The sequence below is a fragment of the Thermosporothrix sp. COM3 genome (assembly GCF_059696735.1).
On the sequence record NZ_AP019376.1, the window covers coordinates 4930942 to 4956242 of the forward strand.

The window sequence follows — 25301 nt, forward strand, 5'->3', positions numbered from 1 at the left end:
CTTTTCACGATGCAATGACGGTAACAATGCTCTCACGAGGAACCAGTACCATTTCAACCCAGGAAAACTCATCATAGATACTGCGAGCATAGACTTTTGCCAGCTCAACATCATCGGCCATCACATTGCCAATCTCATGTAGCGGCTCCTCATATTTGCGCCGGGCATACACACACCAGACCTGCGACTCATTGAGCGCTTCGCGGCGTGCAGGCGCTTGCGAGCGGATTGTGCTTGTACTCATGCAGATATACCCCAGGAGCGCATGATCTCAACGCCCTCTTCACTCAAACGTGCCTTTGTCCAGATGGGGTCCCAAACGACCTCAATCTGTACCTCTTTGACCCCGGGCTCACGCAACAGGCGTTCTCGCACATCCTCAAGAATGAACTCCGTTGCCGGGCAGCCCATCGCAGTAAAGGTCAGCTTGAGGTTAACCACCCCATCTTGCTGACTGATTGCCACGATCAGCCCCATATCAACGACGCTTACAGGGATCTCCGGGTCCATCACCTCACGGAGCGCGTCCCAGAGAGCCGGGCACGACGTGTGATCGCGTGGATAGTCCTTGAGAGATGGATAGTGTGCAGGCATCGTTATTTCTGCTCCAACAGGCGCAGCATCTCTTTCTTGCCGCGCTGTATCATACCAACAAACTCCTCATTCTTTGGGCCCCGTGCTTTCCAGCGTTTCATGACATCGTCCCAGGAACAGGACTCTTCCCAGCGCTTCTTCTCCGCGTTGAAATAGGCCGGGAAAGGACACTCGAGGACATATTTTCCCTGCTCCTCATCATAATGGGCTGGAATCTGAAGCTGAAGCTCGTTACAGAGCGGCACAGCCGTTGACATCCAGATCTGGCGTAGTTCGTCATTGCTGTGTCCCTTAAAGCCATAGTTCAATTGCTCGGTGTGCTTCTTCAGGTCATCGGGCAGGCCAAACCATTCCACCGTCAGCAAGAACATCCAGTCCACCGCCTGCTGAAGGAGTGCATGTCCCTCTGCATCTTTATTCAGGCGACGCATCCACTGCTCACCGTGGCGCAGGTGGAAGGTCTCCTCCTTATCAACTTTCAGCAGGGCACGTTTCCAGGGGCCAAAGGTGGTACTCTGGAAGACATCGCTCAACAGGACGAAGCCAGCCCGATCATAGAACGCGTTGGCAACCACCAGTTCAACCCAGCTTTCCAGAGGCACATCAAACGCATAGGGGTACTTAAATTTCGCTGGCTCACGCTCAAAAATCAGTTGCTCGGTGTCCACGCCCAGGTCACGCAGCAGCCGATAGGCAATATGAGCATGGCCGAGTTCATCCTGAATAATAGAAATGGCGGAACCAAAGGCATTTAACGAGGGTGCATGCACAGCGGCATGATAATACGCAGGAGAGCTAATCAGCTCGGTGTCAGCAGAGACGGTCAGAATGCGCTTGATCCCTTCCAGATACACCGGGCTCATATGCTCAAGGGATTCGACCAGTTGTTGTTTACGAAGCCGTTGCTGCAAAGCCTCCTCGCTTTGCAAAGCCGGGGTCTGCGTCACCATCGCCAGACTCCTTTACTCAAACGGGCCCCCTCCAGATGAGGGAGGCCAGAGACGTCGCAAGCGTCACTTTCAGCATACCTGTTCACACAAAACGAAGTGTCATATCTCCATATGGACATATCAATTGTATGCCGCAGAGCAGGGGAAAGTCAAGCTGATAGGTCAGATAGCCTGACAGGAAAAAAAGCTGTTCAACAGCAAAAGTGCCCCGAACGTTTACGGACAAAAAAAACAACCCGGCTGGATACCGGGTTGCCATCAGGTGGTAGGTTATGCGCGTTTCTCTTGATCCGTATTGCCAAATGCCTGCTAGATTCCCATAATCTTGTAAATGTAGGCTCGGGTTTCTCCGGGGAGACATCCCATCCAGCCCGAACCGCAGGCATTCAAAACTGTCTGTAAGTTGCCACTGCCATAGTTATAAGCGGCAAGCGCTTTCGCGTAATCGCCATACGTCTTATAGAGGCTCGACATCATTCGTGCCGCAGCATAGAGCGCCTGTTCAGGATTCCAGGGATCGATTCCCAGGCTGGCAGCCGTATCAGGCATGAACTGAGCGATGCCCATCGCCCCAACCGGCGACATGGCGTTCGGATTAAAGCCAGTCTCAGCATCAATCTGCTTCACGAAGTACTCTTCGGGGATGCCCGCCGCCCGAGCAGCAGCGCGAGCCATCGCAACATAATCGCCATCAGGAACATTGGCCGGTGGCTTCTCCTGATTTGTCCTGACCGGTACGCCACTGTTGCCTATCGTATTCCAGTTCTGCTGGCGCTGCAACCATTCTGCGATGGAACCCGAAAAGGGAGTCGTCTTCTGACCGGTGCCCACAGGAGAGAACGAAACCAGCGTTGAAATAAAGAAGCAGAACAGCATAATCGCCACAATCGAAAAGCGAACACGTGCAGGCAAAGGCTGGCGCTGCACTGTCGTGTTCTGGCGCTTCTTCTTTGAGCCGGGAATAACCACAGCCTGCCGATTCTGGGGTAGCACAAGACCGTCGGTCAACGGCCCGGTCAGCACATACATCTGTCCAGTGGTGGGCTGATATGGTGTCGGCAGTAACTGCCCTGTTGGTGTTTTTGTCGTACTAAGCTGGCCTGTTGGGACACGAACCGGATTTGAGGCGCTGGCAATCGGGCTAAATTCAAACGCTTCCGTTGTCCCTGCTTTTCCCCCGACGAATGAGGGCGAAGATGGCAGATGCGGACCGGAAAGAGGAGGAGGCGACGGCTTCTCCTCAACCTGAAACGGCACACGTGAACGGAACTGGGACATATCCTACCTCAAACAACTCTCTTTACTATCATCATTGACATTAGCTGCTTCCTGTCGATACAACCATAAGCCCCCCTGCGCCAGCAGCTACCATTTCATGTCTGAGAATAACCAAAGAAACACGGAGGCGTCAACGTTTTGTGCCGAATAGGGGCGAAAAGTAATGTAAAAATGATCTATCTTAACCGATTCTTACCAATCAAAGCGGATTTCATCGGGCTGATACAGCAGAGGTATTCTGCCGGTCTCAACATGAGAAGGGCCACAGCGAGTGTAGCCCTTCTCATGCGCATTGCTCTCGTTAGCGCATGCTCGTCTTGATACGCTTGCCAGGTACGGATTTCTGTTTTCGTTTCGTTGCTGTTTCTTTTGATGCTTTTGAGGCACGTCGTCGTTTTTCCATCCGCCGCGACAGGCGAGCCGGAAGATAGGGCTCCATCGCATGCAGCGCGTTCAGATAGATCTGTTTCTGCTCCTGCACAGTATCGTAGTGCTTCAGCCGCGGAACCGGAGCCAGCATATCACGGGGAGAGTACAGAAAATGGTCGGCCTGCGCCAGCCAGTGAGCCAGTTCCAGCAACTCAGGCTTCTCGGTCAGCTTCGCCACTCCATAGAGGGAGTGCATCAGATAAAACAACTGCTGGGACGCCCTGGTGTCCGGGAGAAAGTCGCGTGCTGACGGATACACAGAAAGGGGAAGATAATACGCCTGCGTCTGATATTGCTCAATGAGCTCACTGGCGGTACAGGTGACAATATTTCGACGCGCAAGCTGTTCTGGTAGGGCGCGTAGAAACGAGAGAATACCGCTATCAATGCTCTGCCTGATACCAAATACCTCAAAATCCCACCCCAGCACCACCAGATCACCCGGCGTACGCGCGATCCATTCGGCATACGTGTCGGCATACAGCGGGAACTCAGACCAGTCCTGGTTTGAGAAACGGACCGCAACATCATCGCTCAAAGCCTGATGACGACAGAGCAGATAGGGAGCAGCAGGCGTTGCCTGGCGTATCTTCTTCGGGGTCACCGGAGGAAGGGTATAGGTGCCCTCATCCCCGTTGCGATAAAGATAGGTTGCCTGTCGCCAGCCAAGCATTGCGGAACTGCCATCAACAAACACCCCCTGAAAGCCAGCCTCATCCAGAGCATCATAGAGCGGGGCCGACATGCACAGCGAGGTGGTATCAGTAACTCGTGGACGCTTGCCAAAAACAGTATACAGCTCATCAGACATGCGCTGCATCTCCTTGACAAAAGCAGGCAGGTCCAGCAAGAAGAGATAGCTATAGCAGGGCTCCACCCCGATTAACTCTACATTGGGTTCCGCAATCAATTCGCGGAAGAGCTCCAGAAGCGCGGGTTCCCAGACCTGCGCCTGTTGCACAAAAGAGAGGGGAACCCCCATGCAGAGTTTCAACCCCTCGTTCCGCACCAGTTCAAGGAACACCTGTGCAGCCGGATAGTAGCACTCGCGCGCGACCTGATGAAAACACTGCTCATTCAGGCGCTCATCAAAGAGGCAGCGCGCAATATCCTCACTCGATGCCCCATACGGAATTGGTTGCGCCGGAAACTTCAAGCGGCGTGGTTGATGCACAACAGTATAAATCGCCAGATTCGCAACCATACAACGGCCCTCACAAACTAAGCGGTTGGTTTACCCGCCACCTTCTCCCGTTCAACAACAGTGGACGAAGCGCCATGCTGCCCATTGGCCGGAGCCTGCTCTTCCAACTGGCGAGGTGATAGAATGATATTCTGTTTTCGTGCCAGAAACTCTAATTTTCCGAACAGGTTCTCAAGCACGCGCTCCCACAAGAACTGCTGCGCGGTTCGATAGCCCTCCCTGCGCATACGCTCCTGCTCATTCGGGTGTCGCTGCAAGTACAGCAGGTAGCCCACGATCTCATCAGGATCATCTGTCTCGATCACAATCGCATTCTCAAAGGAGACCGCGTAATCTTCGCCGGTACATCCCGTCACCGCGATCCCCTTCGCGGCCATCACTTCCAACGCGACCAGGCCGAACGGCTCATGACCGCTATTCGCCAGCGTCGCATCAGCCGAGGCATAAATTGAGCGGACGAAAGCTTCAGGCAAGAAGAAGCGTAGATTATAGATGTCAGCGGTTCCCGCCCCTTCCAGCAGATCGAGGCATTCGTTCACCGTCGAGGGACGGCGGGGCGCAACCACATCACGAATGACCAACCCGCGCCGATAGGCATGCGAGAAGACCTCGGCGCCATGTGGCTCAATGCCGCCACGAACCAGCAGCGTCACAGGATAGCCGCTCTCTTTCAGACGGGCGACCGCCTCAACGGCCATCATCCAGCGCTTATCAGGGTCAAAACGCCCGATTTTAAAGAGAAACAGCCGGTTCGGGTCCCCCTGACGGGCAAAGCGGCGTAAACGCGTTATAGCGTCCTGATCGACGGGTTCCATGTGCCGTGAGGGAATACCATTCGGGATTACCAGCGGATTGACACCCAGATCCCACATTTTATGCTTCATATATTTGCTGACAGTGCAGAGGGTTGAGACAAAATTGAGCCGGGCCCAATCCACCCGGTGCAGCGACATGAGACTGTTGAGGTTCCAGAGCAAGAGAACTTTCTGACGCAAACCGAACCAATGGAGCAGATCAGACGTTCTGCACATGACCTCGGCGGTGTGCCAATCCTCGCCCATAATCACTACCATCTTACCCTCGGCAACAGCCGGGCGCACAATCTCTTCATAGATATGGTAGGGAACACTCTCATTATAATCGTAGAGCTTTTGTTCCTCTCCATCATACACGCCATTTGGATAGTACTTGCTGATCCACTGAGACCAGCGCTTGAGAATCAGGCGACCTTCTACCCGGGTTTCGATGCCGGGCTTATCGGGATCACCGATAAAGAGCAGGTGGGTCGTATATCCCTGTACCGCCAGCGCCTCACTGAGTTCAGTAATGCGTGTGCCGAGTCCCCCGGCGGTTGAATAAACATCCGGCCCCTCAAAACACAGGAGCACAAACAGCGTGTTTTCAGGCGTAATTGCACCTTCTAATTTTAACATAAGCAGATAGTCCTTTGATCTACAGGTGAGGGAAGAGGTTGTTGCTCTTGTTCACCATTGAACGTCCGGCCCCAGAAACCATATATTGCAGCGAGCCTGAAAATCGACAGCGCAAAGACCTGCAATCCCTGTCAGGTGACGGAAACAACATTTGAAAACGTGCCGCATCGCGAACTCTCGCACCGGATATCGATCAGCACGAAAAGTGTGCAGCGAATAACTCTACTATTCAGTATAGCATGTCAGGTAGCATCACTATACAACACTGCCAGTATATCACAGAAAGCAGGCATCCATGCCTGAAATCCTGTATTTCTCCGGCCTCTTTGAAGAAAGCTTACAGTACTGTAGAAATGAATTTCTTTTATATTTAAAGGTAATACGATAGGGAGGTGATAGTCAGACTCATATATACAGGAAGAGCAATCAAGTGTGCGAAAGGGGATGCTTGCCACTTCAACCCTCCCTGCGCGTTCCCACCAGACAAAAAGAGACCCGCCATTGCTGACGGGTCTTGCTTTTTGCTTATTGGCCGTTCTGGGACGGATTCCCCTGATCGGTCTTGCCCCCTATAGGCAGCGTCGGCATCGCAGTTGGCAGCTCCGTCGGCGTTGGAGTGGGCGAAGGTGTCAAGGTCGGTGTTGGTGATGGCGTCAAAGTCGGCGTTGGTGATGGCGTCGGCGATGGGGTAGCCGTCTCCGTTGGCTCCGCGGTCGGCTCCTGCGTTGGCTCAACCTTCGAGTAGTTGGCAACATAAAGGATCACGGTATCACCTTCCTTCAGCTCGGATCCTTCCGCGGGCTCCACACGCACAACGGTATCATCGCTCAGAGCCGCGTTTACGCCCGCATCCTGCTCACGAATGCGATCAAGCGGAATACCGGCCTCACGCAACTTCTGGCGCGCAATATCAAGGTTGACATTGGTGATGCCACTCGGCACCTTCAGGCCGAACTTCAGCGTCACCGTTCCCCCGGCGGCAATGTTCATATTCGGATCGGGGGACTGCGCGATCACTACACCCGTTTTCACATTATCCTCGGGCTTGATGACCAGCTTCTTCTCTTTCGCCAGCTTTTCGGCCTCGCTCCAATTCTTCCCATGAAAATCGGGAACCTGAACCTGTTCTTGCGTCGGAGAAGCCGTCGGCGTTGCCGATTGCGTCCACGGCAGCTTAATCAGACCAAGCTCACCGGCCAGAAAGGCGCTGAATCCCAGTAAGACGACAGCAGCAAGTAAGATAAGAACAGTGATAATACCGGCAGCACGGGATTCTTTCTGTGGGACCTCAGCAGCTGCATCTGACTGCATCATGGTATCGCGCTGAAACGGACGCGTTGCCCCGGTAGGGTCCATAGAGGTTCCTGACTGCGACCCAACCATCAACGGCGCCTGAGCGTAGGCGGGATCTACCGGCTCCCCTTGAGGAGGAAGCATATGTTGCGGGTTCGACGGATGTTGATAGGGCTGTTGGTAGACACCACCAGCGGAAGGCCCTCCTGCGACAGGAGGCGAAATGACAGTCGCACTATCAGTCGCGACCAGCAGGCCACTATTATGGAGCGGATGAAACAGGGAGGCATCCCCCTGTTCCAGCGCTTCGAGGGCTCGCGCAAGCATATTGCCATCTCGATAGCGCATCTCCGGCTGTTTTTCCAGACAGCGTAAGATAATATCTTCAAGGGCCGGAGGAATGCCCGGATTGAAATGACTGGGAGGCGTGGGGGGGTCCTGAATATGCTGCATTGCAACGGCAACAGGTGTGTCACCCTCAAATGGTGTGCGCCCGGTCAGCATCTCATACATGACGATTCCCAGCGCATACACATCAGCGGCAGGGCTGACGATTTCCCCCTGTGCCTGTTCCGGCGCATAATACTGCACCGTACCAAGTGTCATCCCCGTGGTTGTCAGACGCTCGGCATTAATATCTTTATAGACACTGGCAATACCAAAATCGGTTAACTTGATCGAACCATCACGCCCAACCAGAATATTCTGCGGTTTGACGTCGCGGTGCACGATCTGCCGTCGATGAGCAGCGCCCAGACCAAGTGCCACATCATGAGCAATAATAATCGCCCGATCGACAGCCAGTACCCCCCGAGTCCGCAGATAGCGGCGCAGGTCAGTCCCTTCGACCAGCTCCATGACAATAAAATAATTACCGTCGCTCTGGCCGTAGTCATAGACCTGTACGATGTTGCGATGCTGGAGAGATGAAGCCGCTTTCGCCTCGCGCTGGAAGCGGGTAACAAACTTCGGATCGGTACTATAAACATCGCGCAGCACTTTAATAGCGACATCGCGTTCCATATGCATATCACGCCCACGGTAAATGGTCGCCATGCCGCCCCGCCCTATTGGTTCGAGTAGTTGGTATCGCTCAGCCAAAACTTCGATTTGCATAGTTCTCCGCACTGTACAGGCAAGATATCGGTTGCCTATTTTCCGAAATCAGGCAACTCTCTTTCTCAGAAGCGTTCTACAGAATGATGCCTGATCGCACCTTCTTCCGATGCGCCTTCCACACACACCACACTCCACCAACAATTCAGGATACAGATTATTGCTACCTTATCGACGAAAAGGCGTAAGTGCTTTCTCTGATCGGTGATACGATAAGCTGACTACAGATCAGAGCCTCCGGCCCGGCCGGGAAAAAATGCATTGCGTCACTTATTTTAACCTATTCTGCGACAGAATGGAACATTCTACACAAAAGTAGGAGTTTACAACTGTATGCCAGCGCCAATCAACTTCAGCTATTACCGCTCGATTATTTCTCTTCCTTACGCTCCAGAAACTCACTCTGATCTGGCACAAGCAGGGCTGCATTCGGTCCCGGAACGCGCTCATCCCCGTTACGCCTTGTAATACGCAATATATCCATATGTTCTAACACAGGCAAAATATATTTTCGTGTCGTTCCCAGGAGGTCCCGCGCCTCGGCAACCGTCATCGTACCATGCTGATACAGATAGGTCAGCACTTTGCGCAGCATTTCCTCATAGGTTTCACGCAAAAAGAGCAGGCCGTCACCAATCTTGACAAGCACTCCCTGCTCTATCAGGGCCGTGACCACCTCCGCCTCTGCAATCTTCTCGGCCTCGGCACGCGTTGGCGGCGTAAACGGACTGGCCCGGAACCTCTCCAATAATTGTACCACCTGCTTCTTCTGTTGTTCTGTATACTGCGGTGCATAGCCCGGAAGATGGACCGTGCCCGCTCCCCGCGTCTCCGATAGGCCCCCTGTGCCCGGTATCTCTCCCTGTTCCAGCACGCCTTCTCTCTGTAACGTCGCAAATACATCGGCAGCAAGACGGGGCGTCAGATGCAGGCGAGTACGCCACTCCTCTTTGGAGAGTCCGCTTCTCAACGGATAGCGCCTGTGGAAATCACTCACCAGACGGACGCTCTCCTCAACCAGGGCTTCCCAGACCGTCTGCGCGACCCAGAAATTGCCTATTTTACGCACTCTTCTTTCAGATAACAACGTGTCACATATCTGTTGTGTCACATCTTCTGCAAGATTACACTGTCGGGCCAGATCTCTCAGCTCATATCCTTTTCCACCCGACGCAGAGGCGCCCTTTTTCGCTCCGACCCGGCGGGTTTCCAGAGCAGCCAGCACCAGATCTTCCGGCGTGCCATGAAGCATCTGTTCCAGCGTCTCAAGCACCGAAGCCTGAAAGCGTCGATGATACCGGGGCCGTGTGTCTACTACCTCCCCGCCGCCAATAGTCATGCTTGGCGAAGGGATACGCAGGACGAACGGGTCCCGTCGCACCAGTACCGCCGGACGGCTGAGGCGAAACTGCGCCCAGGCACTCGCTCCCGGCTGCAACGTCTCCACATCTAGCAGGCGCACCTTAGCCGGAATCTCCTGGGAGCCGCTGAACACCTCTACCTCTGTATTATGCGTTAGCGGACGAGGTGCATCGGGCAACAAGCGTATCCGCGCATCAAAGAGCTGGACCGGACGCAACTGCCCCGGCAGGGCCACAACATCTCCACGCCTGACATCGCTACGAGCAATGTTCGCCAGATTGAGCGCGACCCGGCTCCCCGGACGAGCCACCTCGACAGCCTGCTTATGCGTCTGCATGCCTCGAATACGTGTACGTAAGCCAGCAGGCAGGATCTCCACCTCCTGTCCAACGCGGAGTGTCCCATCAAGAAGCGTCCCGGTCACAACCGTGCCAAAGCCGGTGAGCGTAAAGACACGGTCAACAAACAGGCGTGGGCGGGCAATATCCTGCCGCACTTCCTCTTCTGACAATATACGGTCAAGTGTGCTCAGAAGTTCCGGCAACCCCTCTCGCGTATAGGAAGAAACAGGGAGGATCGGGGCCTGAGCCAGCGTGGTAGGCCGAAGTTGCGCGCTCACTTCCTCACGCACCAGTTCCAGCCATTCCTCATCCACAAGGTCGGCCTTTGTCAAAGCCACGACACCACGGGGAACCCGCAGCAGGTCGAGAATTGCCAGATGCTCCCGCGTTTGCGGCATAATCCCTTCGTCAGCGGCAACAACCAGCAGCGCCGCATCAATGCCGCCTGTTCCTGCTAACATATTCTTTATAAAGCTCTCGTGACCGGGTACATCCACAATACTGACCTCACGCCCGCCTGGCAACGTCAACCAGGCAAAGCCCAGATCAATGGTCATGCCACGCGCTTTTTCCTCTGCCAATCGGTCAGGATCAATTCCGGTGAGCGCCTGCACCAGCGTCGACTTTCCGTGGTCAATATGCCCGGCAGTACCAATACAACTCATAGTTCCTCTTGCTACGCTTCCTTAGCCCTTATCAGAAGTCTTGTTTCTCGATGGATCAAGGATAATCCCAGACGGTTTCAGTATACTACAACAAGCCCTTTCTGCCCAATCGAGCGCATAAAAAAGGGAGACGATGCCCGAAACATCGTCCCCCTCAACAATGGGCAGAGGTAAAAAAAGGGTTATTCTTTCACATCACGTCTGGCCATGAAGAAGACGGCAATAGCCAGCAAGGCAACCGTATAGCCCGCGATTACAAGCAAGAACTGTGTAGACGAGTAGCTCCCGTTGACAATCGGTGTAAACATCGCCAGACGCACGTGCTCCTGACCGGCCCAGGCAGAAACCAGCGCGTTCAGATCAGGCCCGAGCAGATACGTCTGAATCTTCAGGAAGATGTCGTTGTGGGTAAAGCTTGCCACAAGGTAGAGCATGATTGTTGCCATGTTATCGACGGCAAACCAGCAGAGTGCCGCTGTCATCCCGAATGCCAGCGAGCGCCCGAGGACCGCCATTGCCGCAGCCATTATAATGGTCACTACGTGGCTAATCAGCGCCGAGGAGAGAAAATAGCTGGCAAATTTCCAGTTCTCGCCTTTCAACGCGCTCAGGCTGTTCAGATTCCCGGCCAGAATCAAGGCGTTCACGACTGAACCCAGAGCATAGACCAGGACGCTGATAACCAGCATGCCAAGCGCCATAATCAAGAGGGCAGTCAGTTTCGCGAACAGAAGCTGTAGTTTCCCTACACCGCGACCAAGCACCACACGGATCGTACCGAAGTGATATTCCATCCCGATCAAGTAGGCCGTTATCATGATCAGGAAGAGCCCACCACACACCCGCACAAACATCAGCCCCTCAAACTGGTTCGTCCAGAAGCCAACAGGATCTTTGAGCGGGCTCCTGGCATCATTCCCTATATCCGTAAGCAGAATCAGCAGATTCACACCTACCAGCCCACAGAGCGAAAGCAGGCCGGCCACCCAGGTCAGCGGATGCCGCATGAGCTTCGTTATTTCGCCCTGAACCAGCCCGGGGAAGCTCGGGAACATACCTATCGCCATGTGCCCCTGTACGTTTGACACCTCCATACTCAGTACTCCTCAATTCGTCCATGCCATGTGTTTTTCAGAAAATCATACATACAAAAGCCTTGATACACACGTTCAGCGTATAGCCTTCAATCACTCAATCAATCTAGTCAGAAACGATACTGTAGAGCTGTCGCACAGGTATCGCATAATTGTCGCAAAACTGTCTCAGTACCGGCCCCCTTCCTGATCCCCGCGTTTCCGATTCTCCAGAGACCAAACGCGGAGGCTGACCCCTTTGTAGCTGCTTTGTAGTAGCTTTGTAGTAGCTTTGTAGTATAATGGGGGGGACGTACGAACAGATTTTCCGCCTGGTTAGCCTTGATGATGAGGATGTTGCAGAAACGCAATGAATGAAAAGATACAATCCGTCCTGAACTCACTCCCACACAAGCCCGGTATCTACCTGATGAAGGATGCAGAGGGCAAGATTATCTACGTTGGTAAAGCGATCTCGCTGCATAATCGCGTGCGCTCCTACTTCCAGCCTTCCGCCGACCTGAGCCCCAAGAATCAAAGCATGGTCGCTCGTGTTGACGACATCGAGTTTCTGGTAGTTGAAAACGAGGTCGAAGCGCTGGTACTGGAGAGCAACTATATCAAGCAGTATCGCCCGAAATATAATGTGCTGCTTCGCGATGACAAGAACTATCCTTATATCAAAATCTCGCTCACCGAAGATTTTCCGCGTGTCTATCGCGTCCGCAGCTACCAGCGTGATGGGAACCGCTATTTTGGACCCTATACCAATTCGGGCGCGGTCGATGCCACATTAGATCTGCTCAATAAACTTTTTGCTTTCCGCACCTGCCGCTATGATGGCAGCAACTGGGCTCCCCCGCGCGAAGGCGAAGTGCCCGCCGGCTGGAAACAGAAGCTTCTCACGCGTCCTTGCACCCAATACTATATTCACCGCTGTCTGGCTCCCTGTGTGGCCTATTGTACCCGAGAGGAATACGACGCGGTGATTCAGCAGGTGATTCTTTTCCTTGAGGGCAAGCATGATGAGATCCTGAAAGATCTGCAACACCAGATGGAGACCGCCGCCGAAAACCTTAATTTCGAGGAGGCCGCCCGCATCCGCGATCGCATCAAGGCCGTTGAACGCGTGCTGGAGAAACAGCGCATCATTAACACGGAAGGACAGGAAGATCAGGACGTGATCGCTCTGGCCCGCGGGGATGATGAAACCTGTGCGCAGGTCTTCTTCTTCCGCAGCGGTAAGCTCATAGGGCGCGAATCCTTTATTCTTCAGGGAACCCGCGACAGCAGCGAGGGTGAAATACTCTCCTCGTTCCTGCAACAATTCTACGAAACGTCACCACACATTCCCTCTGAAATCATCCTCGAAGCAGAGCCGGATGACCGCGAGGTGCTTCAGAACTGGCTCAAAGAGCGGCGCAAAAGCAGCAACGCCACCTCCAGAAGCACCAGCGTTACCCTGACTGTCCCCAAACGTGGAGACAAGGTCCGCCTGATCGAGATGGTCAGGCGCAACGCACAGGAAGTGCTGGAACAGCAGCGGATCAAATGGCTGACCGATAGCCAGAAAACACAGCTTGCTCTGGACGAATTGCAAGAAGCGCTGAATCTGGTCAGCCCGCCACAGCGCATTGAATGCTACGATATCTCCAATACCCAGGGCACCAACTCGGTCGGGGCGATGGTTGTCTTTGAGGGCGGCAAGCCGAAGAACAGTGAATATCGCCGCTTTAAAATCAAGACCGTTGAGGGCGCAAATGATGTCGCCAGCCATCAGGAGGTATTGAGTCGCCGCTTCCGTAAGGTTGCGAAAGAAAAAGCCGATCATACAATGATAGAGAACACAACACTGGAAAACCCTGCGGTTCCAGTAAACGGCGACATCGCTCCCGCAACCGAAGATGAGCAGCACTTTGAGCATGATTGGAGCCTGCCGGACCTCATCATCATCGATGGCGGTAAGCCACAGCTACATGCGGCGATGGAAGTGCTCCAGGAGCTTCACCTTGACATTCCGCTTATCGGGCTGGCAAAGGAAGAGGGTTCACATACCAAACTGGCGACAAATGAGGCTATCTTTGTGCCCGGGGCCACCGAGCCGATCCTGCTTCCCGGCACCTCACAGGCGCTGTATCTGTTGCAACGCATTCGCGATGAAGCGCACCGCTTCGGCATCACCTACCATCGCAAAGTGCGCTCGGAGCGAACCTTTAAGTCTCAGCTCGATGAGATACCCGGCATCGGCCCAAAACGTAAAAAGGCGCTGATGCGTCACTTCGGCTCGCTGAAGGCGATCGGTAACGCCAGTGTTGAAGAGCTGGCAGCCCTAGAAGGAATGACGCGAGAGGCCGCTGAAAAAGTCAAGGAATACATCGGGCGCCAGGAATAAAAAAAGCCAGACATAACGTTATACAATAAGGAGTGCTAGCAGTCACAAGCTCCGATTGACAACACAACGGTTTCGCGTTACTATAACAAATGCAGGGCGACTTTTCCAGTCTCCCCCGTTCTTATGTAATATCATAGTAAACAAATACCTGGCAACAAAAGAGTTGTTCTGACTCTGCGCTGCTATTTTACTGCTCTTTCAGACAAGAAAAGAAAAACAAGCAGTTGTTATGGCCGCTTTGTAGAGAGGTGATTGGTATATGCCAACGTACGAGTATCTCTGTCAAGCCTGTAGCCACCGTTTTGAAACGTGGCAGAAAATGACCGATGAACCGCTGACCGTCTGCCCTGAGTGTGGTGGACATATCCGCAGAGTGCTGTATCCGTCGGGAATCATCTTCAAGGGGTCCGGTTTCTACAAGACCGATCATCCCGGCAGCTCTTCTAACGGAAGCAGCACGAGCTCTACCGAAAGCAAGAGCTCCACAGAGAGCTCTTCTTCGTCAAGCACAAACAACAGCACATCATCCAGCGAGAGCAAAACAGCAACCGCTGCGGGTTCGTAGGGTTCCGCCTTCAGGCGGAGCCTACCGCCGCCCGATAAGAAAAGAGGAGCAAGCAAGACCATATGGGAGAATCGGTTCTGGCCTCCATTCAACGACAGCAGATTGAAGCTGCGATCGGCGAACTCCTGCTTACCGATGATTATTATATTCGGCAGGGCATCCTTGAGAAGATTCGCCACCTGATCGGTCATGCCGATCCGTCATTAGATCCCTCTCTCTTCAGTGAAATGGCACAGGAGGAGCTCCGGGCCCTTCGCCTCTTACCAGCTCCGCCCGACGCTCAATAGACCTCCACTCAAAGGAGGTTCTTTTTTTGCCTGGCGCATCTGAGCGTTTCTCATCGCTTACCTCTTCCATTCACCTGAATAGCCCATCCTACCTTCTGTTTATCCTGTGCCTGATCCCCTTTCTTCGCACTTTTACACCTCTTTTTACCAACCAAAACCCATCTGCACAAAATTGTAGAAGGCAATCTATTCACCCAATATTCCTATTAACAGATCTTACTATGGCACTCGAAACAGCATAAGAGTGTATACTAAAATTACACAATCTGTAGCAGGGAGACAAGGAAGCAAACAATAATACATAGAGAGGTGCAGGAGTTACAGGGTATGCAGGTGCAGCACGAGCCGACACAGGTACAGCAAGAGACGATAGAGGCTCTTCAGAAACAGATCGAAGAACTTACGGCAAGTAACCTCTTATTACAGGAGGAGATTGAGCGAAAAGAACAATTTATCGCGATGATAGCCCATGAGTTGCGCAATCCCCTTGCGCCTATCATTAACTACGCGCAGATGCTGCACCGTCATCTTGCCAACGTAGAAGATCAGGAGCCTGCAACAACGGCACGCCGTCCCAGGGGAATGCAGCGTAATGCCAGTATCATTGTCAGTCAGGCCCAGCGAATGGCCCGCCTGGTCAATGATCTCCTGGATGCGAACAAACTCGCCTCAAACCAGTTTTCCATTCTACCCAGGCCATGTGATCTTGTGACCATCGTCAAAGAGAGCGTTGAGCAGCTTCGGCCCGTCGCTCCCTATCATACCTTCGTCGTGGAAACACCCGATACTTCTGTACCGGGTAACTGGGATGAAGGGCGCTTGCATCAGGCACTCGGGAATCTGCTGGATAACGCGATCAAGTATTCGGATGAGGGAAGCACCATCACGGTCAAAGTATGGCTCACCTCGGCAACAGCGGAGCAACCGGCTCTTGTACATGTCAGTGTCCATAATCAGGGCATTACGATCCCTCCGGAGGAAAGGGGCCACCTGTTTCAGCCCTTTGTGCGGCTGGAAGCAACCCGGGAGAGGCGCAAAGGAAATGGCCTGGGGCTCTACATCACGCATTCCATCATCGAGGCGCATGGAGGAACGCTACGGCTGGAATTGCCAGAGCCAGGGCAAAGTGGCACCACGTTCTGCTTCGATCTGCCCTTGCAGGATGGCTAAACGTTCCCTCCTCATTCTGCCCGTAGAGCATTCCCCTCAAGCCCGCTTCCCCCTCCAACCAAACAGCAAAGCGTCGCTCCACGCTTTTCGGCTTGAGCACAAACTGAAGGCGCTCCAGTAACTCTGGAAGCGCCTTGTACAAAACAGAAAAGACAAACACGAGGAGACAGCAGGATACGATTTATGTTAGACTGCCTGAGCAAGCACAACAACCCCTTTGAGTAACTGGTCTGTCCCTGTGGATTTCACCAGTTCTGCTGTGCCAGCAATCAACGCAAGATACTGGTTTGCTTCTCCGACCGGCATATCCGAGGGTATCCACGCCATACCGTCTCTGATCTCAGAGGTGCCTGTGATACGATATTCTTTAAACGCGCCGTGATTGTTGCGCAAGGTGATGCGCTGTCCCGGCTGCGCGTTCTTCAGCTTCTCGACCACTTCAAGGGCATTTTCCATGCTACCGAAGTTGTTCAGCCGGTTTCCGAGCTTATCAATGCCAACATCACCGAGCAGACTCGTAATATCCTTTAAAGGCACCTCACCCACTCCAGGGGCCTGCATTGCCATCGACTCAAGCTGAGGATCGGTCTGAAGCACACTCGAGGGATCACCCGTCTGAATGGAGCCAGATTTCAAGAGCTTAGTATCACCAAGCATCTGCTGTAGTCCCAGACCGCCGAGCAGCTCACCAAGCAATCCCGCACTCTCAGGCGACGTGACCGCCTCGGGCTTGCCCTTGTCATCCGTCAGCAGGCGGGCAGTCAAGCCGGGCAGATCATCCACCGCAATCGGCTTCAGATCTTTTGTCGCAGGATAATTGGTAAACACACCGGCAGGCGGATTCTTTTTATCATCCTTAGGCGCAACCGTATGCGCCTTGTTTTTGTTCGGCTGAGAATCATGAACGGCAAAAGCTCGGTGAAAACCAAACGTTGCAGCACCGGCAAGTAAGCCACCAGCCAGTACGACTAAGAGCATGAGGCGTTTGTACTGTCGCATACTCACTTAATCCTTTCCTGAAAAACTAGAAGTAAAGGAAGAAGATATGCAAGACGGCCCGTTGTTGACCGACCATCTTCCCTGCCATCCCTCTCCACAGTTGCCACCACTGCGAATGGCCTGCATCATCGAGCCTTGTGATCCAGATATAGTACAAACCACAAATGTCTCACTCTGTACCACAGTAGCTCACAATGCATTATACATGACAGCATATTTTAAATCAAAAATTATGAGCTCACACCGCACATGTAGTACTATTTTATTTTTAAAAAGTCGGTTCTATGAATGGTAAATTATTCATGCAGATAGTGACATTTTTCCACATATCACATCATGCTTTTTCAACATAGCTTACCTGTAGAATCTGACAGGAGGCCCTGTCTATTTCTCGGGAACCAAAAACCGTTGAGATGAGCGGTGTTTTTGGTCTGGGGAACGGCTATACTGGCAACTGTGCGAGGAAACCTACCAGTAACGCATCATTTCTCGCCCGCGCTGCATTGTGGAACCCGGTGCGAGTGGGAATAGGGCACGACGGGGACGGTGCCCGTACCGGGGTTGAAACTCTGGTATGGTGCTACTGGTAGGGACTCTTCATTCTCTGTCCCGGTTCTTGCGTACAGCGTTGTTTTGCCGCTCTCAGAGCATAGAGAGAGCAGGGCTCCCTATCCTTGTCTATTACCTCGGGATTGGAGCGCCAATGCAGAAGGAGATCATATGACACAGTGGGCCTACAAAGTGGTCTATATCGATTACCGGGGCCGTATTTCCTGTGAGGGGCAGGAAACCCTGATCGGGAATGAGCGCCGCAGCGCCTTTGCCCGTCGCTACCTCAACAGTCTGGGACGCGAAAGCTGGGAGCTGGTCGCCGTTCAGCCTCTGACCACCAACTCCGCATATTATGTTTTTAAACGCCCGGCACAAGAGGGCGACTTCGCAGACGAGCACCCTGAAAAGCAAACTCAGGAGGAACAAACGCCTCCCGCAAGTGGCGGCCCGACCGTCGAGAATGCCTGATCTACCGGGTTGAGTTTCTGGTTTTCCTGAGCGTATCTGTGCCCTTCAGATACGCTCAGGTTTTTATTGCACTATTCAACCAGCTCACACATCATACTTTTTACCATTTCTCTTTTATACATTCTTCCTACCATTTTGCATATCTCTATTTTTATGCTACCCTATATACGGAAGAGGACCTCATCTCACAATTACCGCTTTCATATCTGGCCCTCTTGAAGCCGAACATGGGAATATGTGGAAGAAGGGGAAGTAACCGTGACGAAAAGACCAATCCATCCACTCCGCGCTATGCGCGAACACCTGAACCTGACACAGAAACGCCTCGCAGAAGAGGCTGGAGTTGGCGCACAAACAATCCTGCGTGCCGAGCATAACAAGCCTATCAATGCCGAATCGCGCCGCCTGCTCTGTGACTATTTTGGAATGACGCCGGAAGCACTGGGACTGGTCAACAACGAGCAGAAAGCAGTCGACAACAGGCGTCCTCCCGACACTCCCGCTATCGCGCTACAGGAAATCCCGACCTCACCGATCGCCCAGGCCATTGCTCAGGGCATCGTTCTGGCCTCGAAGCAGCTTGAAAGCGCCGACATGGCGCACACCCGTTTTCATGTGTTACAACGATACGGGCTTGCACCGCACCTCACACAGCCTCTTCCCGATGCTCCTCCGCTCTGGCAGCGATTGACAATGGCCCTCAAAAAACCAACTGAACTGGATGATATGACGCTCAAGCATCTGGAAGCTATCACTAGAGATTGCTGGTCCGTGCTATCTGATATGCTCGGAATCTTCTCGCAGGGCATGTTGAACTATGTCTTGCAACGCCTGGAAGTCGTCACCACCTTCCTTGAAAGCCCGCTCTCAGCCGAGGCGCGTCACCGCCTCGCTCGCGTTGCCGGTGAGCTGGCTCAAGTTGTCGGTGAGATCCTCTTTGATCTGAAAGAGCATGAGCAGGCAGAGTACTATTATAACGTCGCGCTGGAAGCGGCTCGCATGATCAAAGACGAGATTATGCAGGCGGTTATCCTCGGGCGCAAATGCTTTATTCCGCTCTACAACCGGAACGCTCAGCAGGCACTCACTTTGTTGCAGGAAGCACATACTCTCTCGCCGCTCTACCTTCCTGAGGTCACGCGAGCCTGGCTCTGGGCAATTGAAGCCGAAGCACATGCCCTGTTGCGCAATGAGGCGGCCTGTCAGAAAGCGCTGGATATGTCGGAGTGTTTCCTTGAGCGTGGACAGCCCGGTAACCTGCCATACACCCGCTTTAATAGCACCACGCTGCTGAACTATAAAGGAACCTGCCGTCTCCGGCTGCATCAGACTGAGCTTGCGATTCAGACACTGCATCAGTCATTATTACGGCTTGATACAACGCGCACACGTCAGAAAGCAATTGTCTATATCGATCTTGCCAGCGCCTACTGTCAGGCGAATGAGATGAGCGAAGCCTGTCTCTATGCGCAGGAAGCCCTCTATCTGATTGGTCAGATCAAATCGGCACGTGTCTTCCAACGCTTCCTGAACATGCGCCGTCAGCTTGATTCCTGGCAAAAGCTTCCGTCGGTGAAAAGCATTGATGAGCATATCGCCACGCTGCGTCCTCTGATCAATCCGTTCTGGAATACATAAGCCCATGAAGTCCTCGCTTGCTTTCCACATGCTATAATGACAGAGAGATAGCGCTTCTCCAGCCCCATGCCAGAGAAGCGCCCTCGAACTCGATCAAAGATGACCGATTCACTTCAGTGAGGAGATGTTATGTCAACAACTTCCCCAACGCAGTTTCAGAACTTTATCGGTGGCAAGTGGTGCGCTTCCAGCAGCGGCAAAACCTTTCTCAGCACTAACCCGGCTCGTACCAGTGACACCATTGGCACCTATCAGAGCTCGACCGTGGAAGACCTGGAAGCAGCGATTGAAGCCGCCACCAGGGCCCAGAAAGGATGGGCGAGCACGCCAGCCCCGGTCCGTGGCGAGATTTTGATGAAGGCCGCCCAATTGATGGACGAACAGCGTGAGGAGCTTGCCCGCCTCATGACCCGTGAAATGGGCAAGATCCTGAAAGAGACCCGTGGCGAGGTTCAGGTCTCTATCGATGTCGCTCGATTTATTGCCGGAGAAGGTCGCCGTGCAGAAGGCGAGACTGTTCCCCCCGGCCTACCCAATAAATTCTGTATGACCGTACGGCATCCGCTTGGCATCGTCGGCATTATCACCCCCTGGAATTTCCCGCTCTCCATCCCTGTCTGGAAAACGCTTCCAGCCCTGATGGCAGGCAATGCTGTGATACTCAAACCCGCCAGCGATACCCCCGCGCTCTCCCTCAAGCTGGCCGAGATTCTACAACAGGCCGGGCTTCCCGATGGCGTGCTGAATGTATTAACTGGCTCAGGCGGCACCCTGGGCACAGCCCTGGCAAGTCATAAGCGGGTCAATATGATCTCGCTCACCGGCTCAACTGAGGTCGGCAAGCAGGTTGCCGAGATCTGCGGGCGTGATCTACGACGCTGTGCCCTGGAGCTGGGGGGCAAGAATGCCGTCATCATTCTTGAAGATGGCGACCTGGACCTTGCCGCCGAAAGCGTCGCCCTGGGAGCATTCGGAACAACCGGTCAGCGCTGCACAGCAACCAGCCGCGTGATTATTCAGCGTTCGGTCCTCAAAGCTTTCACCGAGCGCCTGCTAGCCATTACCGAGAAGCTACGCATTGGTGATGGCCTGGATGAACAGGTTGATATGGGACCGCTGGTCAATATGGGACGTGTCAAAGCGGTTCACGAGTATGCGCAAATTGGCAAGCAGGAGGGCGCCAAACTGGTGACGGGAGGAGCACCCCTGACCGACGGTGCACACAGCGAGGGCGCGTTCTATCAGCCGACCATCTTTACCGAGGTTCAGCCCGAGATGCGCATAGCCCGCGAGGAGATCTTTGGGCCTTTCGTCTCGTTGATTCCGGTGGCCAACTATGAGGAGGCTATTGAGGTCGCGAACGGCAGCCAGTACGGGCTTTCGACTGCTATTTTCACCGAGGACATGCGCTATACCTTCCGTGCCATCCGGGATATCGAGTCAGGACTGGTCTACGTCAATGCGGGCACAACCGGTTCGGAGATTCATTTACCCTTCGGCGGCATGAAGCAGAGCGGCAACGGGCATCGTGAGCTAGGCAGCAGCGCCGTTGATGAGTTCAGCGAGGTCAAGAGTATATTCGTGTCCTATCCGCCTCATAAATAACAGGCTCATTCAAGCAAAAAGCTACCGAGTTTCTGGCGAGCTCGGTAGCTTCACAAACTCAGCTCAGGCACCACTACTCTGCAAAGCGAATTGCTCAAACATAGCCTCCCAGACTTCCTGGTTCTCCAATCGTTCGCGTGGATTGGCAACACGAGCATTGATCATCTCAAAGATACAACATAACAATCGATGCAGGATCATCGCGGCCTGATCGTAAAAAGCCTCAGCCTTATGCACATCGCCGCTCATAATCTCGTAACAGAGGCTGGTGAAGTTCTCGACGTCGACATGATTATGCTCAACCTTAAACTCATAATTGCCAACGTTCGTCAACCCTTCATTCATCATCAAGGACTTGAGCGCATTCGGATCAAGCGCCAGGCCATTCGAGCGCTGCAATTCGGCCAGCGCGTCCATCGTCCAGTTAACAAACTCAGCCAGCGCCGGAAGCTGATCCATTGGCGTTCTACGTTTATCCCATTCCTGTTCCATCCGGCTGATGAGATCTAACAGCGCAAAGTTTTCGAGACGCAGCTTTTCCGCCGGATCCGGCAGGCGCACATTGCGCTCGCTGGGTGGCACCGCCTCCTGCTGCGCGACCAGCAAGAACTTCTGCTGTACCAGTTGCGCCAGATCCTGCGCAACCTCCAGTTCAGGACGACGAATAGCGGTCGCAATCCGCCGCACCCGCCGATACAAATTGACATGGGTGAACAGTTCCAGAGCGCGGAGATCAAAGCGGATGGTAAACGGGATTGCAGGCGAGAGCTGAAGCATGGTGCGCATGCCCTGCGGTAAAAACTGCCGGAGCGTCTGCCACTCATCGCCATAATGCACCATTTCCATCGTGATGCGCAGAACATCGATGTCTAACGAGATTTCTCCATGCGGCAACAGCTTCTGTACATTCGGGCTGGCGATGAACTCATAATTGCCTTCGTTCCATAGAGCCAGTTCGCGGGCCGTCCATAAGACCTTTGTCTTGAGTGCCTGCTGTAACTGATCCTCCGTAATCGCCCCCATTGCGATAAGCCGTTCCCCGATACGCTTCCCAATAGGATCCTGTAATTGTTGCATGTAGGCCTGCTCGATATGGTGATACGTGGTCATACCAAGCTGTTGCAAGACATCACCAAGCGTTAAAGCACTCGGGTCAAATTCGGAGCAGTTCGCAAGCTTCCCTTCATTAAAATAGAGGATACCCATTCGCCCGTTGCTCTGCTTCAGATGGATAGCGCCCGTCATCCCTCCCATTTCCACTATCTGCAATACTTCCACCAGGCCAAAATCTTTGAGTGATCCAGATAAGACAGTGCCTGTATTCATATATCCCCCGTGGGCCAGATCAGTTTAAAAGAACACTGGAAAACATCTACCCTGATTGTAGCGAATCCGAGTCGTTTCTGCGAAGAAGAAAACGTGTCGGAACACTGTTTTCTGCCTCATTATAACAAGCTCAACTTGTTTCAACAAGTATCTTATTGCCTCTGTTATTCCCCTTTTCTACCAGTATGTGTTCTTTTTCACCTTCACACTTAAAGTGATCTGAAACAAGGGTTCGTGCAATGATAAGATGAACTATCCACTTTTCCTTCTTTTGAAGCGGCCCAAATCCAGTTCGCCAACAATCATACCGAGAAAGATTGCCCCACAGCCGATAATTGTCGGGATACTCATTGGTTCCCCGATCACCCCTCCGATGATAGCTGCCCAGACAGGCTCAAGCGCGTAAATCAGCGTTGCCTGTGTGCTGCTCAAGAACTTCTGCACCCAGTTCATCACCGCGATACAGAATGCGGTCGCGATCAACCCCATCGCCAGCGCGGCAAGCCAGACTGTCCAATCAGGAGAGACGAAGCGCTCACCAGCTAGCGGCATCGCGATCACACTCAGAAGCGCCGTCATTCCCATCTGAATAATCGTCTGGTTAAGTGCATCCGAGCGCGCCGCAAACTTGCTGATACTGACAACATGCAGTGCATTTGCTACGGCGCAGCCGAGCATCAGCGCCTCCCCCAGACCAAACGTCAGGGTCAATTGATCATTCACCGATAATAGCGTTAACCCGAGAAAGGACAGCAGCACTCCGACCAGCGCGGCAAGCGTCGGCCTCTGGCGCAACAGCAAGACAGAGAGGATCGTCACAAACGGCACGTAGAGCCCGGTAATAAACGCTGCCTTACTCGATGTCATAAACTGTAAACCCACAGTCTGCAATGCATAAGCGGCAAAGAGAATGACGCCGATACAGGAACCTGAGATCAGTTCCAGTCGGGTAATCCTGCGCAGCCGCTTGTATGAGAAGAGCGCCAGAATCAGCGTCCCGATCCCAAAACGCAGCGCTAGAAAGGTAAAAGGCCCGCTCAGACTGACCGCACGCTGCACCACAATAAAGGTTCCACCCCAGATCATCGAGACCAGGAGCGGCAACAGAATATATTTCAGATGATGACCGTTTCGTGTATGCAGTGCGCTCCCGTGGCCGGGCTGCACGTTTGATTGCATCTCGGTTGCCATAAAAATACAGAACCCTCTCTAGTATTCAGGAAGCGGGCCGTTGACGCCAGGCTCCTTGATAGTTAACAAAGCGATCGAGGTGATAGTACGAGTAACCTGCGGAATACTGCGGATGCGGGCGACCAGCTCCCGTAAGCTCTGAGGAGAGGCCGTCCGGATCTTTAAAATAAAGCAATCCTCGCCATCAACATCATAGCACTCCACAATCTGCGGCTCCCGGCGTACAAAGTCCTCAAAGAGCTCGTTTTCTCCCTCACATGCCTGTAACACCACCCGGACAATCGCAGTCAGTCCGCAGCCAATCTTCGTGGGATCGAGCAACACCGTATAGCCGGTAATCACACCTTCCTGTTCCAGGCGCTGAATACGTGCATAAACGGCAGGTGCGCTCAATCCGGTCGCCTTTCCAAGTGCGGTATGTGTCATCCGGCCATCACGAGCAAGCAAGTTCAGGATCTTTTGATCTATCTCATCCAACGGTACTCTCCCTTTTAACTTTTAGGCATTACTTTCAAATTTCTTCTGTTTCTTTTGTAATACCATATTTTTATTTATAGATCAACAAATAAACTCCAGCCATGTGCGGAGCAGCAGACAAGCGACACCATCCACCGGCCACGCGTGTTATAATGCCGTTATGAGTATAAGAAATCATATTGCTATTGTTACCGGTGCGGGTCGTGGAGTCGGTCGCGCAACGGCGCAGCTCTTTGCCCGGGAAGGGGCCAAAGTTGTCCTTTTCAGTCAGACGCCGGCCCACCTTGAAGAGACCCTGGCCGCGATTCGCCAGGAAGGCGGAACCGCCATCGCCGTTAGCGGCGACGTTGCAAACGAAGACGACGTTCAGGCGCTGTTCCAACAAATGAGGAAACAGTTTGGACGGGTCGATATTCTTGTCAATAGCGCGGGTCTTGTTGCAACGCGTCCCTTCGAGGATATGGATAGCGCCACCTGGGACCGCGTGCTTGCTGTCAACCTGCGTGGCACCTTCCTCTGTTGCCGTGAGGCCTTCAGGATGATGATTGCGCAACACCAGGGCGTGATTATCAACATCTCATCGCTTTCGGGCGTCAAAGGGGTAGAAAAGTTTCCCGGGTTAAGCGCCTACAATGTCTCGAAGGCCGGAGTTGCCAGCCTGACCGAGATTCTGGCAGTCGAAGGGAAGCCGCATAATATTCGCGTCTGTGCGGTCAGTCCGGGAGCCATTGATACCGAGATGCTTCGTCAGGCGGCTCCGCACCTGCAAGCAGGCATGACAGCCGAAGAACTGGCCCGGATTCTCCTGTTCCTGGCCGACGAGAGCGGCAGCAAGTTTAACGGCAGTAATATCGAACTGTTCACCAATGCCTGAACAACCACACGGCGTCTAT

22 protein-coding genes and 1 pseudogene are annotated in these 25301 nt (G+C 53.3%); 9 read left to right on the plus strand and 14 right to left on the minus strand.

The window, feature by feature from the left end; genetic code table 11:
• Positions 1-4 precede the first annotated feature (4 nt).
• The 9 genes from KTH_RS20860 to KTH_RS20900 all read right to left on the minus strand — a co-directional run bounded on the left by KTH_RS20860 (position 5) and on the right by KTH_RS20900 (position 11759).
• The gene (locus tag KTH_RS20860) at positions 5-244 is read right to left on the minus strand and encodes a hypothetical protein (RefSeq protein ID WP_111324182.1); all 240 of its coding nucleotides are present in this window, start codon (positions 242-244) and stop codon (positions 5-7) included.
• Complete coding sequence (locus KTH_RS20865; RefSeq protein ID WP_111324181.1) at positions 241-594, minus strand: metal-sulfur cluster assembly factor; 354 nt, start codon at positions 592-594, stop codon at positions 241-243. The genes KTH_RS20860 and KTH_RS20865 overlap by 4 nt, the downstream gene beginning before the upstream one ends.
• 2 nt (positions 595-596) lie before the next feature.
• Positions 597-1544, minus strand: a complete 948-nt coding sequence (locus KTH_RS20870; RefSeq protein WP_111324180.1) for a Phenylacetic acid catabolic protein — start codon at positions 1542-1544, stop codon at positions 597-599.
• A 309-nt stretch (positions 1545-1853) separates the two neighbouring features.
• Positions 1854-2822 carry a lytic transglycosylase domain-containing protein gene (locus KTH_RS20875; protein ID WP_497620889.1) on the minus strand — a complete coding sequence of 323 codons (969 nt, stop codon included), beginning with the start codon at positions 2820-2822 and terminating at the stop codon, positions 1854-1856.
• 301 nt (positions 2823-3123) lie between these two features.
• On the minus strand, positions 3124-4455 hold the full coding sequence (locus KTH_RS20880) for a polysaccharide deacetylase family protein (protein ID WP_111324178.1): 1332 nt from the start codon (positions 4453-4455) through the stop codon (positions 3124-3126).
• Positions 4456-4472: 17 nt separating this feature from the next.
• The gene (locus KTH_RS20885) at positions 4473-5888 is read right to left on the minus strand and encodes a glycosyltransferase family 4 protein (RefSeq protein ID WP_111324177.1); all 1416 of its coding nucleotides are present in this window, start codon (positions 5886-5888) and stop codon (positions 4473-4475) included.
• A 525-nt stretch (positions 5889-6413) separates the two neighbouring features.
• On the minus strand, positions 6414-8297 hold the full coding sequence (pknB, locus tag KTH_RS20890) for a Stk1 family PASTA domain-containing Ser/Thr kinase (protein ID WP_111324176.1): 1884 nt from the start codon (positions 8295-8297) through the stop codon (positions 6414-6416).
• Positions 8298-8667: 370 nt separating this feature from the next.
• Positions 8668-10665 carry a selenocysteine-specific translation elongation factor gene (gene selB, locus KTH_RS20895; protein ID WP_111324175.1) on the minus strand — a complete coding sequence of 666 codons (1998 nt, stop codon included), beginning with the start codon at positions 10663-10665 and terminating at the stop codon, positions 8668-8670.
• 182 nt (positions 10666-10847) lie between these two features.
• The gene (locus KTH_RS20900; protein ID WP_497620892.1) at positions 10848-11759 is read right to left on the minus strand and encodes an ABC transporter permease; all 912 of its coding nucleotides are present in this window, start codon (positions 11757-11759) and stop codon (positions 10848-10850) included.
• A gap of 349 nt (positions 11760-12108) precedes the next feature.
• Here KTH_RS20900 and uvrC point away from each other — a divergent pair, with 349 nt between their 5' ends.
• Together uvrC and KTH_RS20910 are read left to right on the plus strand one after the other, a co-directional pair.
• The gene (gene uvrC, locus KTH_RS20905; protein WP_497620894.1) at positions 12109-14130 is read left to right on the plus strand and encodes an excinuclease ABC subunit UvrC; all 2022 of its coding nucleotides are present in this window, start codon (positions 12109-12111) and stop codon (positions 14128-14130) included.
• A gap of 259 nt (positions 14131-14389) precedes the next feature.
• Positions 14390-14530 (plus strand): annotated as a pseudogene (locus KTH_RS20910) (FmdB family zinc ribbon protein); the annotation flags it as partial.
• A gap of 26 nt (positions 14531-14556) precedes the next feature.
• Here the strand turns inward: KTH_RS20910 and KTH_RS20915 are convergent.
• Positions 14557-14757: a hypothetical protein gene (locus KTH_RS20915; RefSeq protein WP_246046421.1), complete on the minus strand. Its 201-nt coding sequence runs from the start codon at positions 14755-14757 to the stop codon at positions 14557-14559.
• Here KTH_RS20915 and KTH_RS20920 point away from each other — a divergent pair, their 5' ends adjacent.
• Positions 14758-14982, plus strand: a complete 225-nt coding sequence (locus KTH_RS20920) for a hypothetical protein (RefSeq protein WP_111324171.1) — start codon at positions 14758-14760, stop codon at positions 14980-14982.
• Positions 14983-15291: 309 nt separating this feature from the next.
• A complete protein-coding gene (locus KTH_RS20925; RefSeq protein WP_497620896.1) occupies positions 15292-16152 on the plus strand; it encodes a sensor histidine kinase in 861 nt (286 codons plus the stop codon).
• 186 nt (positions 16153-16338) lie between these two features.
• On the opposite strand, the gene KTH_RS20930 is transcribed toward KTH_RS20925, so the two are convergent.
• Positions 16339-17151 carry a hypothetical protein gene (locus KTH_RS20930; protein ID WP_111324169.1) on the minus strand — a complete coding sequence of 271 codons (813 nt, stop codon included), beginning with the start codon at positions 17149-17151 and terminating at the stop codon, positions 16339-16341.
• A 413-nt stretch (positions 17152-17564) separates the two neighbouring features.
• Between KTH_RS20930 and KTH_RS20935 the strand changes: the two genes are divergently transcribed.
• The 4 genes from KTH_RS20935 (at position 17565) to KTH_RS20950 (ending at position 21414) form a co-directional block, all read left to right on the plus strand.
• The gene (locus KTH_RS20935; protein WP_497620898.1) at positions 17565-17741 is read left to right on the plus strand and encodes a hypothetical protein; all 177 of its coding nucleotides are present in this window, start codon (positions 17565-17567) and stop codon (positions 17739-17741) included.
• 130 nt (positions 17742-17871) lie between these two features.
• Entirely contained in the window at positions 17872-18171 is a 300-nt protein-coding gene (locus KTH_RS20940; protein ID WP_497620900.1) for a hypothetical protein, read from the plus strand.
• A 258-nt stretch (positions 18172-18429) separates the two neighbouring features.
• Positions 18430-19809: a helix-turn-helix transcriptional regulator gene (locus KTH_RS20945; protein ID WP_497620902.1), complete on the plus strand. Its 1380-nt coding sequence runs from the start codon at positions 18430-18432 to the stop codon at positions 19807-19809.
• Between the two features lie 129 nt (positions 19810-19938).
• Positions 19939-21414, plus strand: a complete 1476-nt coding sequence (locus KTH_RS20950) for an aldehyde dehydrogenase family protein (protein WP_497620904.1) — start codon at positions 19939-19941, stop codon at positions 21412-21414.
• Positions 21415-21477: 63 nt separating this feature from the next.
• Here KTH_RS20950 and KTH_RS20955 read toward each other — a convergent pair whose 3' ends face one another.
• From KTH_RS20955 to KTH_RS20965, 3 genes are all read right to left on the minus strand, one after another.
• Positions 21478-22740: a DUF4388 domain-containing protein gene (locus KTH_RS20955; protein ID WP_111324164.1), complete on the minus strand. Its 1263-nt coding sequence runs from the start codon at positions 22738-22740 to the stop codon at positions 21478-21480.
• A gap of 252 nt (positions 22741-22992) precedes the next feature.
• The gene (locus KTH_RS20960) at positions 22993-23931 is read right to left on the minus strand and encodes a DMT family transporter (RefSeq protein WP_111324163.1); all 939 of its coding nucleotides are present in this window, start codon (positions 23929-23931) and stop codon (positions 22993-22995) included.
• A gap of 18 nt (positions 23932-23949) precedes the next feature.
• Positions 23950-24408, minus strand: coding sequence for an Lrp/AsnC family transcriptional regulator (locus KTH_RS20965; protein WP_111324162.1), 459 nt, complete (start codon positions 24406-24408; stop codon positions 23950-23952).
• 160 nt (positions 24409-24568) lie between these two features.
• Here KTH_RS20965 and KTH_RS20970 point away from each other — a divergent pair, with 160 nt between their 5' ends.
• Positions 24569-25282 carry an SDR family NAD(P)-dependent oxidoreductase gene (locus KTH_RS20970; protein WP_111324161.1) on the plus strand — a complete coding sequence of 238 codons (714 nt, stop codon included), beginning with the start codon at positions 24569-24571 and terminating at the stop codon, positions 25280-25282.
• The last annotated feature ends 19 nt before the right edge of the window (positions 25283-25301 follow it).

What these genes read in the sequence shown, in the direction of transcription:
- KTH_RS20860 (WP_111324182.1), bottom strand. Translation starts at nt 244, where the DNA reads ATGAGTACAAGCACAATCCGCTCGCAAGCGCCTGCACGCCGCGAAGCG.
- KTH_RS20865 (WP_111324181.1), bottom strand. Translation starts at nt 594, where the DNA reads ATGCCTGCACACTATCCATCTCTCAAGGACTATCCACGCGATCACACG.
- KTH_RS20870 (WP_111324180.1), bottom strand. Translation starts at nt 1,544, where the DNA reads ATGGTGACGCAGACCCCGGCTTTGCAAAGCGAGGAGGCTTTGCAGCAA.
- KTH_RS20875 (WP_497620889.1), bottom strand. Translation starts at nt 2,822, where the DNA reads ATGTCCCAGTTCCGTTCACGTGTGCCGTTTCAGGTTGAGGAGAAGCCG.
- KTH_RS20880 (WP_111324178.1), bottom strand. Translation starts at nt 4,455, where the DNA reads ATGGTTGCGAATCTGGCGATTTATACTGTTGTGCATCAACCACGCCGC.
- KTH_RS20885 (WP_111324177.1), bottom strand. Translation starts at nt 5,888, where the DNA reads ATGTTAAAATTAGAAGGTGCAATTACGCCTGAAAACACGCTGTTTGTG.
- pknB (WP_111324176.1), bottom strand. Translation starts at nt 8,297, where the DNA reads ATGCAAATCGAAGTTTTGGCTGAGCGATACCAACTACTCGAACCAATA.
- selB (WP_111324175.1), bottom strand. Translation starts at nt 10,665, where the DNA reads ATGAGTTGTATTGGTACTGCCGGGCATATTGACCACGGAAAGTCGACG.
- KTH_RS20900 (WP_497620892.1), bottom strand. Translation starts at nt 11,759, where the DNA reads ATGGAGGTGTCAAACGTACAGGGGCACATGGCGATAGGTATGTTCCCG.
- uvrC (WP_497620894.1), top strand. Translation starts at nt 12,109, where the DNA reads ATGAATGAAAAGATACAATCCGTCCTGAACTCACTCCCACACAAGCCC.
- KTH_RS20915 (WP_246046421.1), bottom strand. Translation starts at nt 14,757, where the DNA reads ATGGTCTTGCTTGCTCCTCTTTTCTTATCGGGCGGCGGTAGGCTCCGC.
- KTH_RS20920 (WP_111324171.1), top strand. Translation starts at nt 14,758, where the DNA reads ATGGGAGAATCGGTTCTGGCCTCCATTCAACGACAGCAGATTGAAGCT.
- KTH_RS20930 (WP_111324169.1), bottom strand. Translation starts at nt 17,151, where the DNA reads ATGCGACAGTACAAACGCCTCATGCTCTTAGTCGTACTGGCTGGTGGC.
- KTH_RS20935 (WP_497620898.1), top strand. Translation starts at nt 17,565, where the DNA reads ATGAGCGGTGTTTTTGGTCTGGGGAACGGCTATACTGGCAACTGTGCG.
- KTH_RS20940 (WP_497620900.1), top strand. Translation starts at nt 17,872, where the DNA reads ATGACACAGTGGGCCTACAAAGTGGTCTATATCGATTACCGGGGCCGT.
- KTH_RS20950 (WP_497620904.1), top strand. Translation starts at nt 19,939, where the DNA reads ATGTCAACAACTTCCCCAACGCAGTTTCAGAACTTTATCGGTGGCAAG.
- KTH_RS20955 (WP_111324164.1), bottom strand. Translation starts at nt 22,740, where the DNA reads ATGAATACAGGCACTGTCTTATCTGGATCACTCAAAGATTTTGGCCTG.
- KTH_RS20960 (WP_111324163.1), bottom strand. Translation starts at nt 23,931, where the DNA reads ATGGCAACCGAGATGCAATCAAACGTGCAGCCCGGCCACGGGAGCGCA.
- KTH_RS20970 (WP_111324161.1), top strand. Translation starts at nt 24,569, where the DNA reads ATGAGTATAAGAAATCATATTGCTATTGTTACCGGTGCGGGTCGTGGA.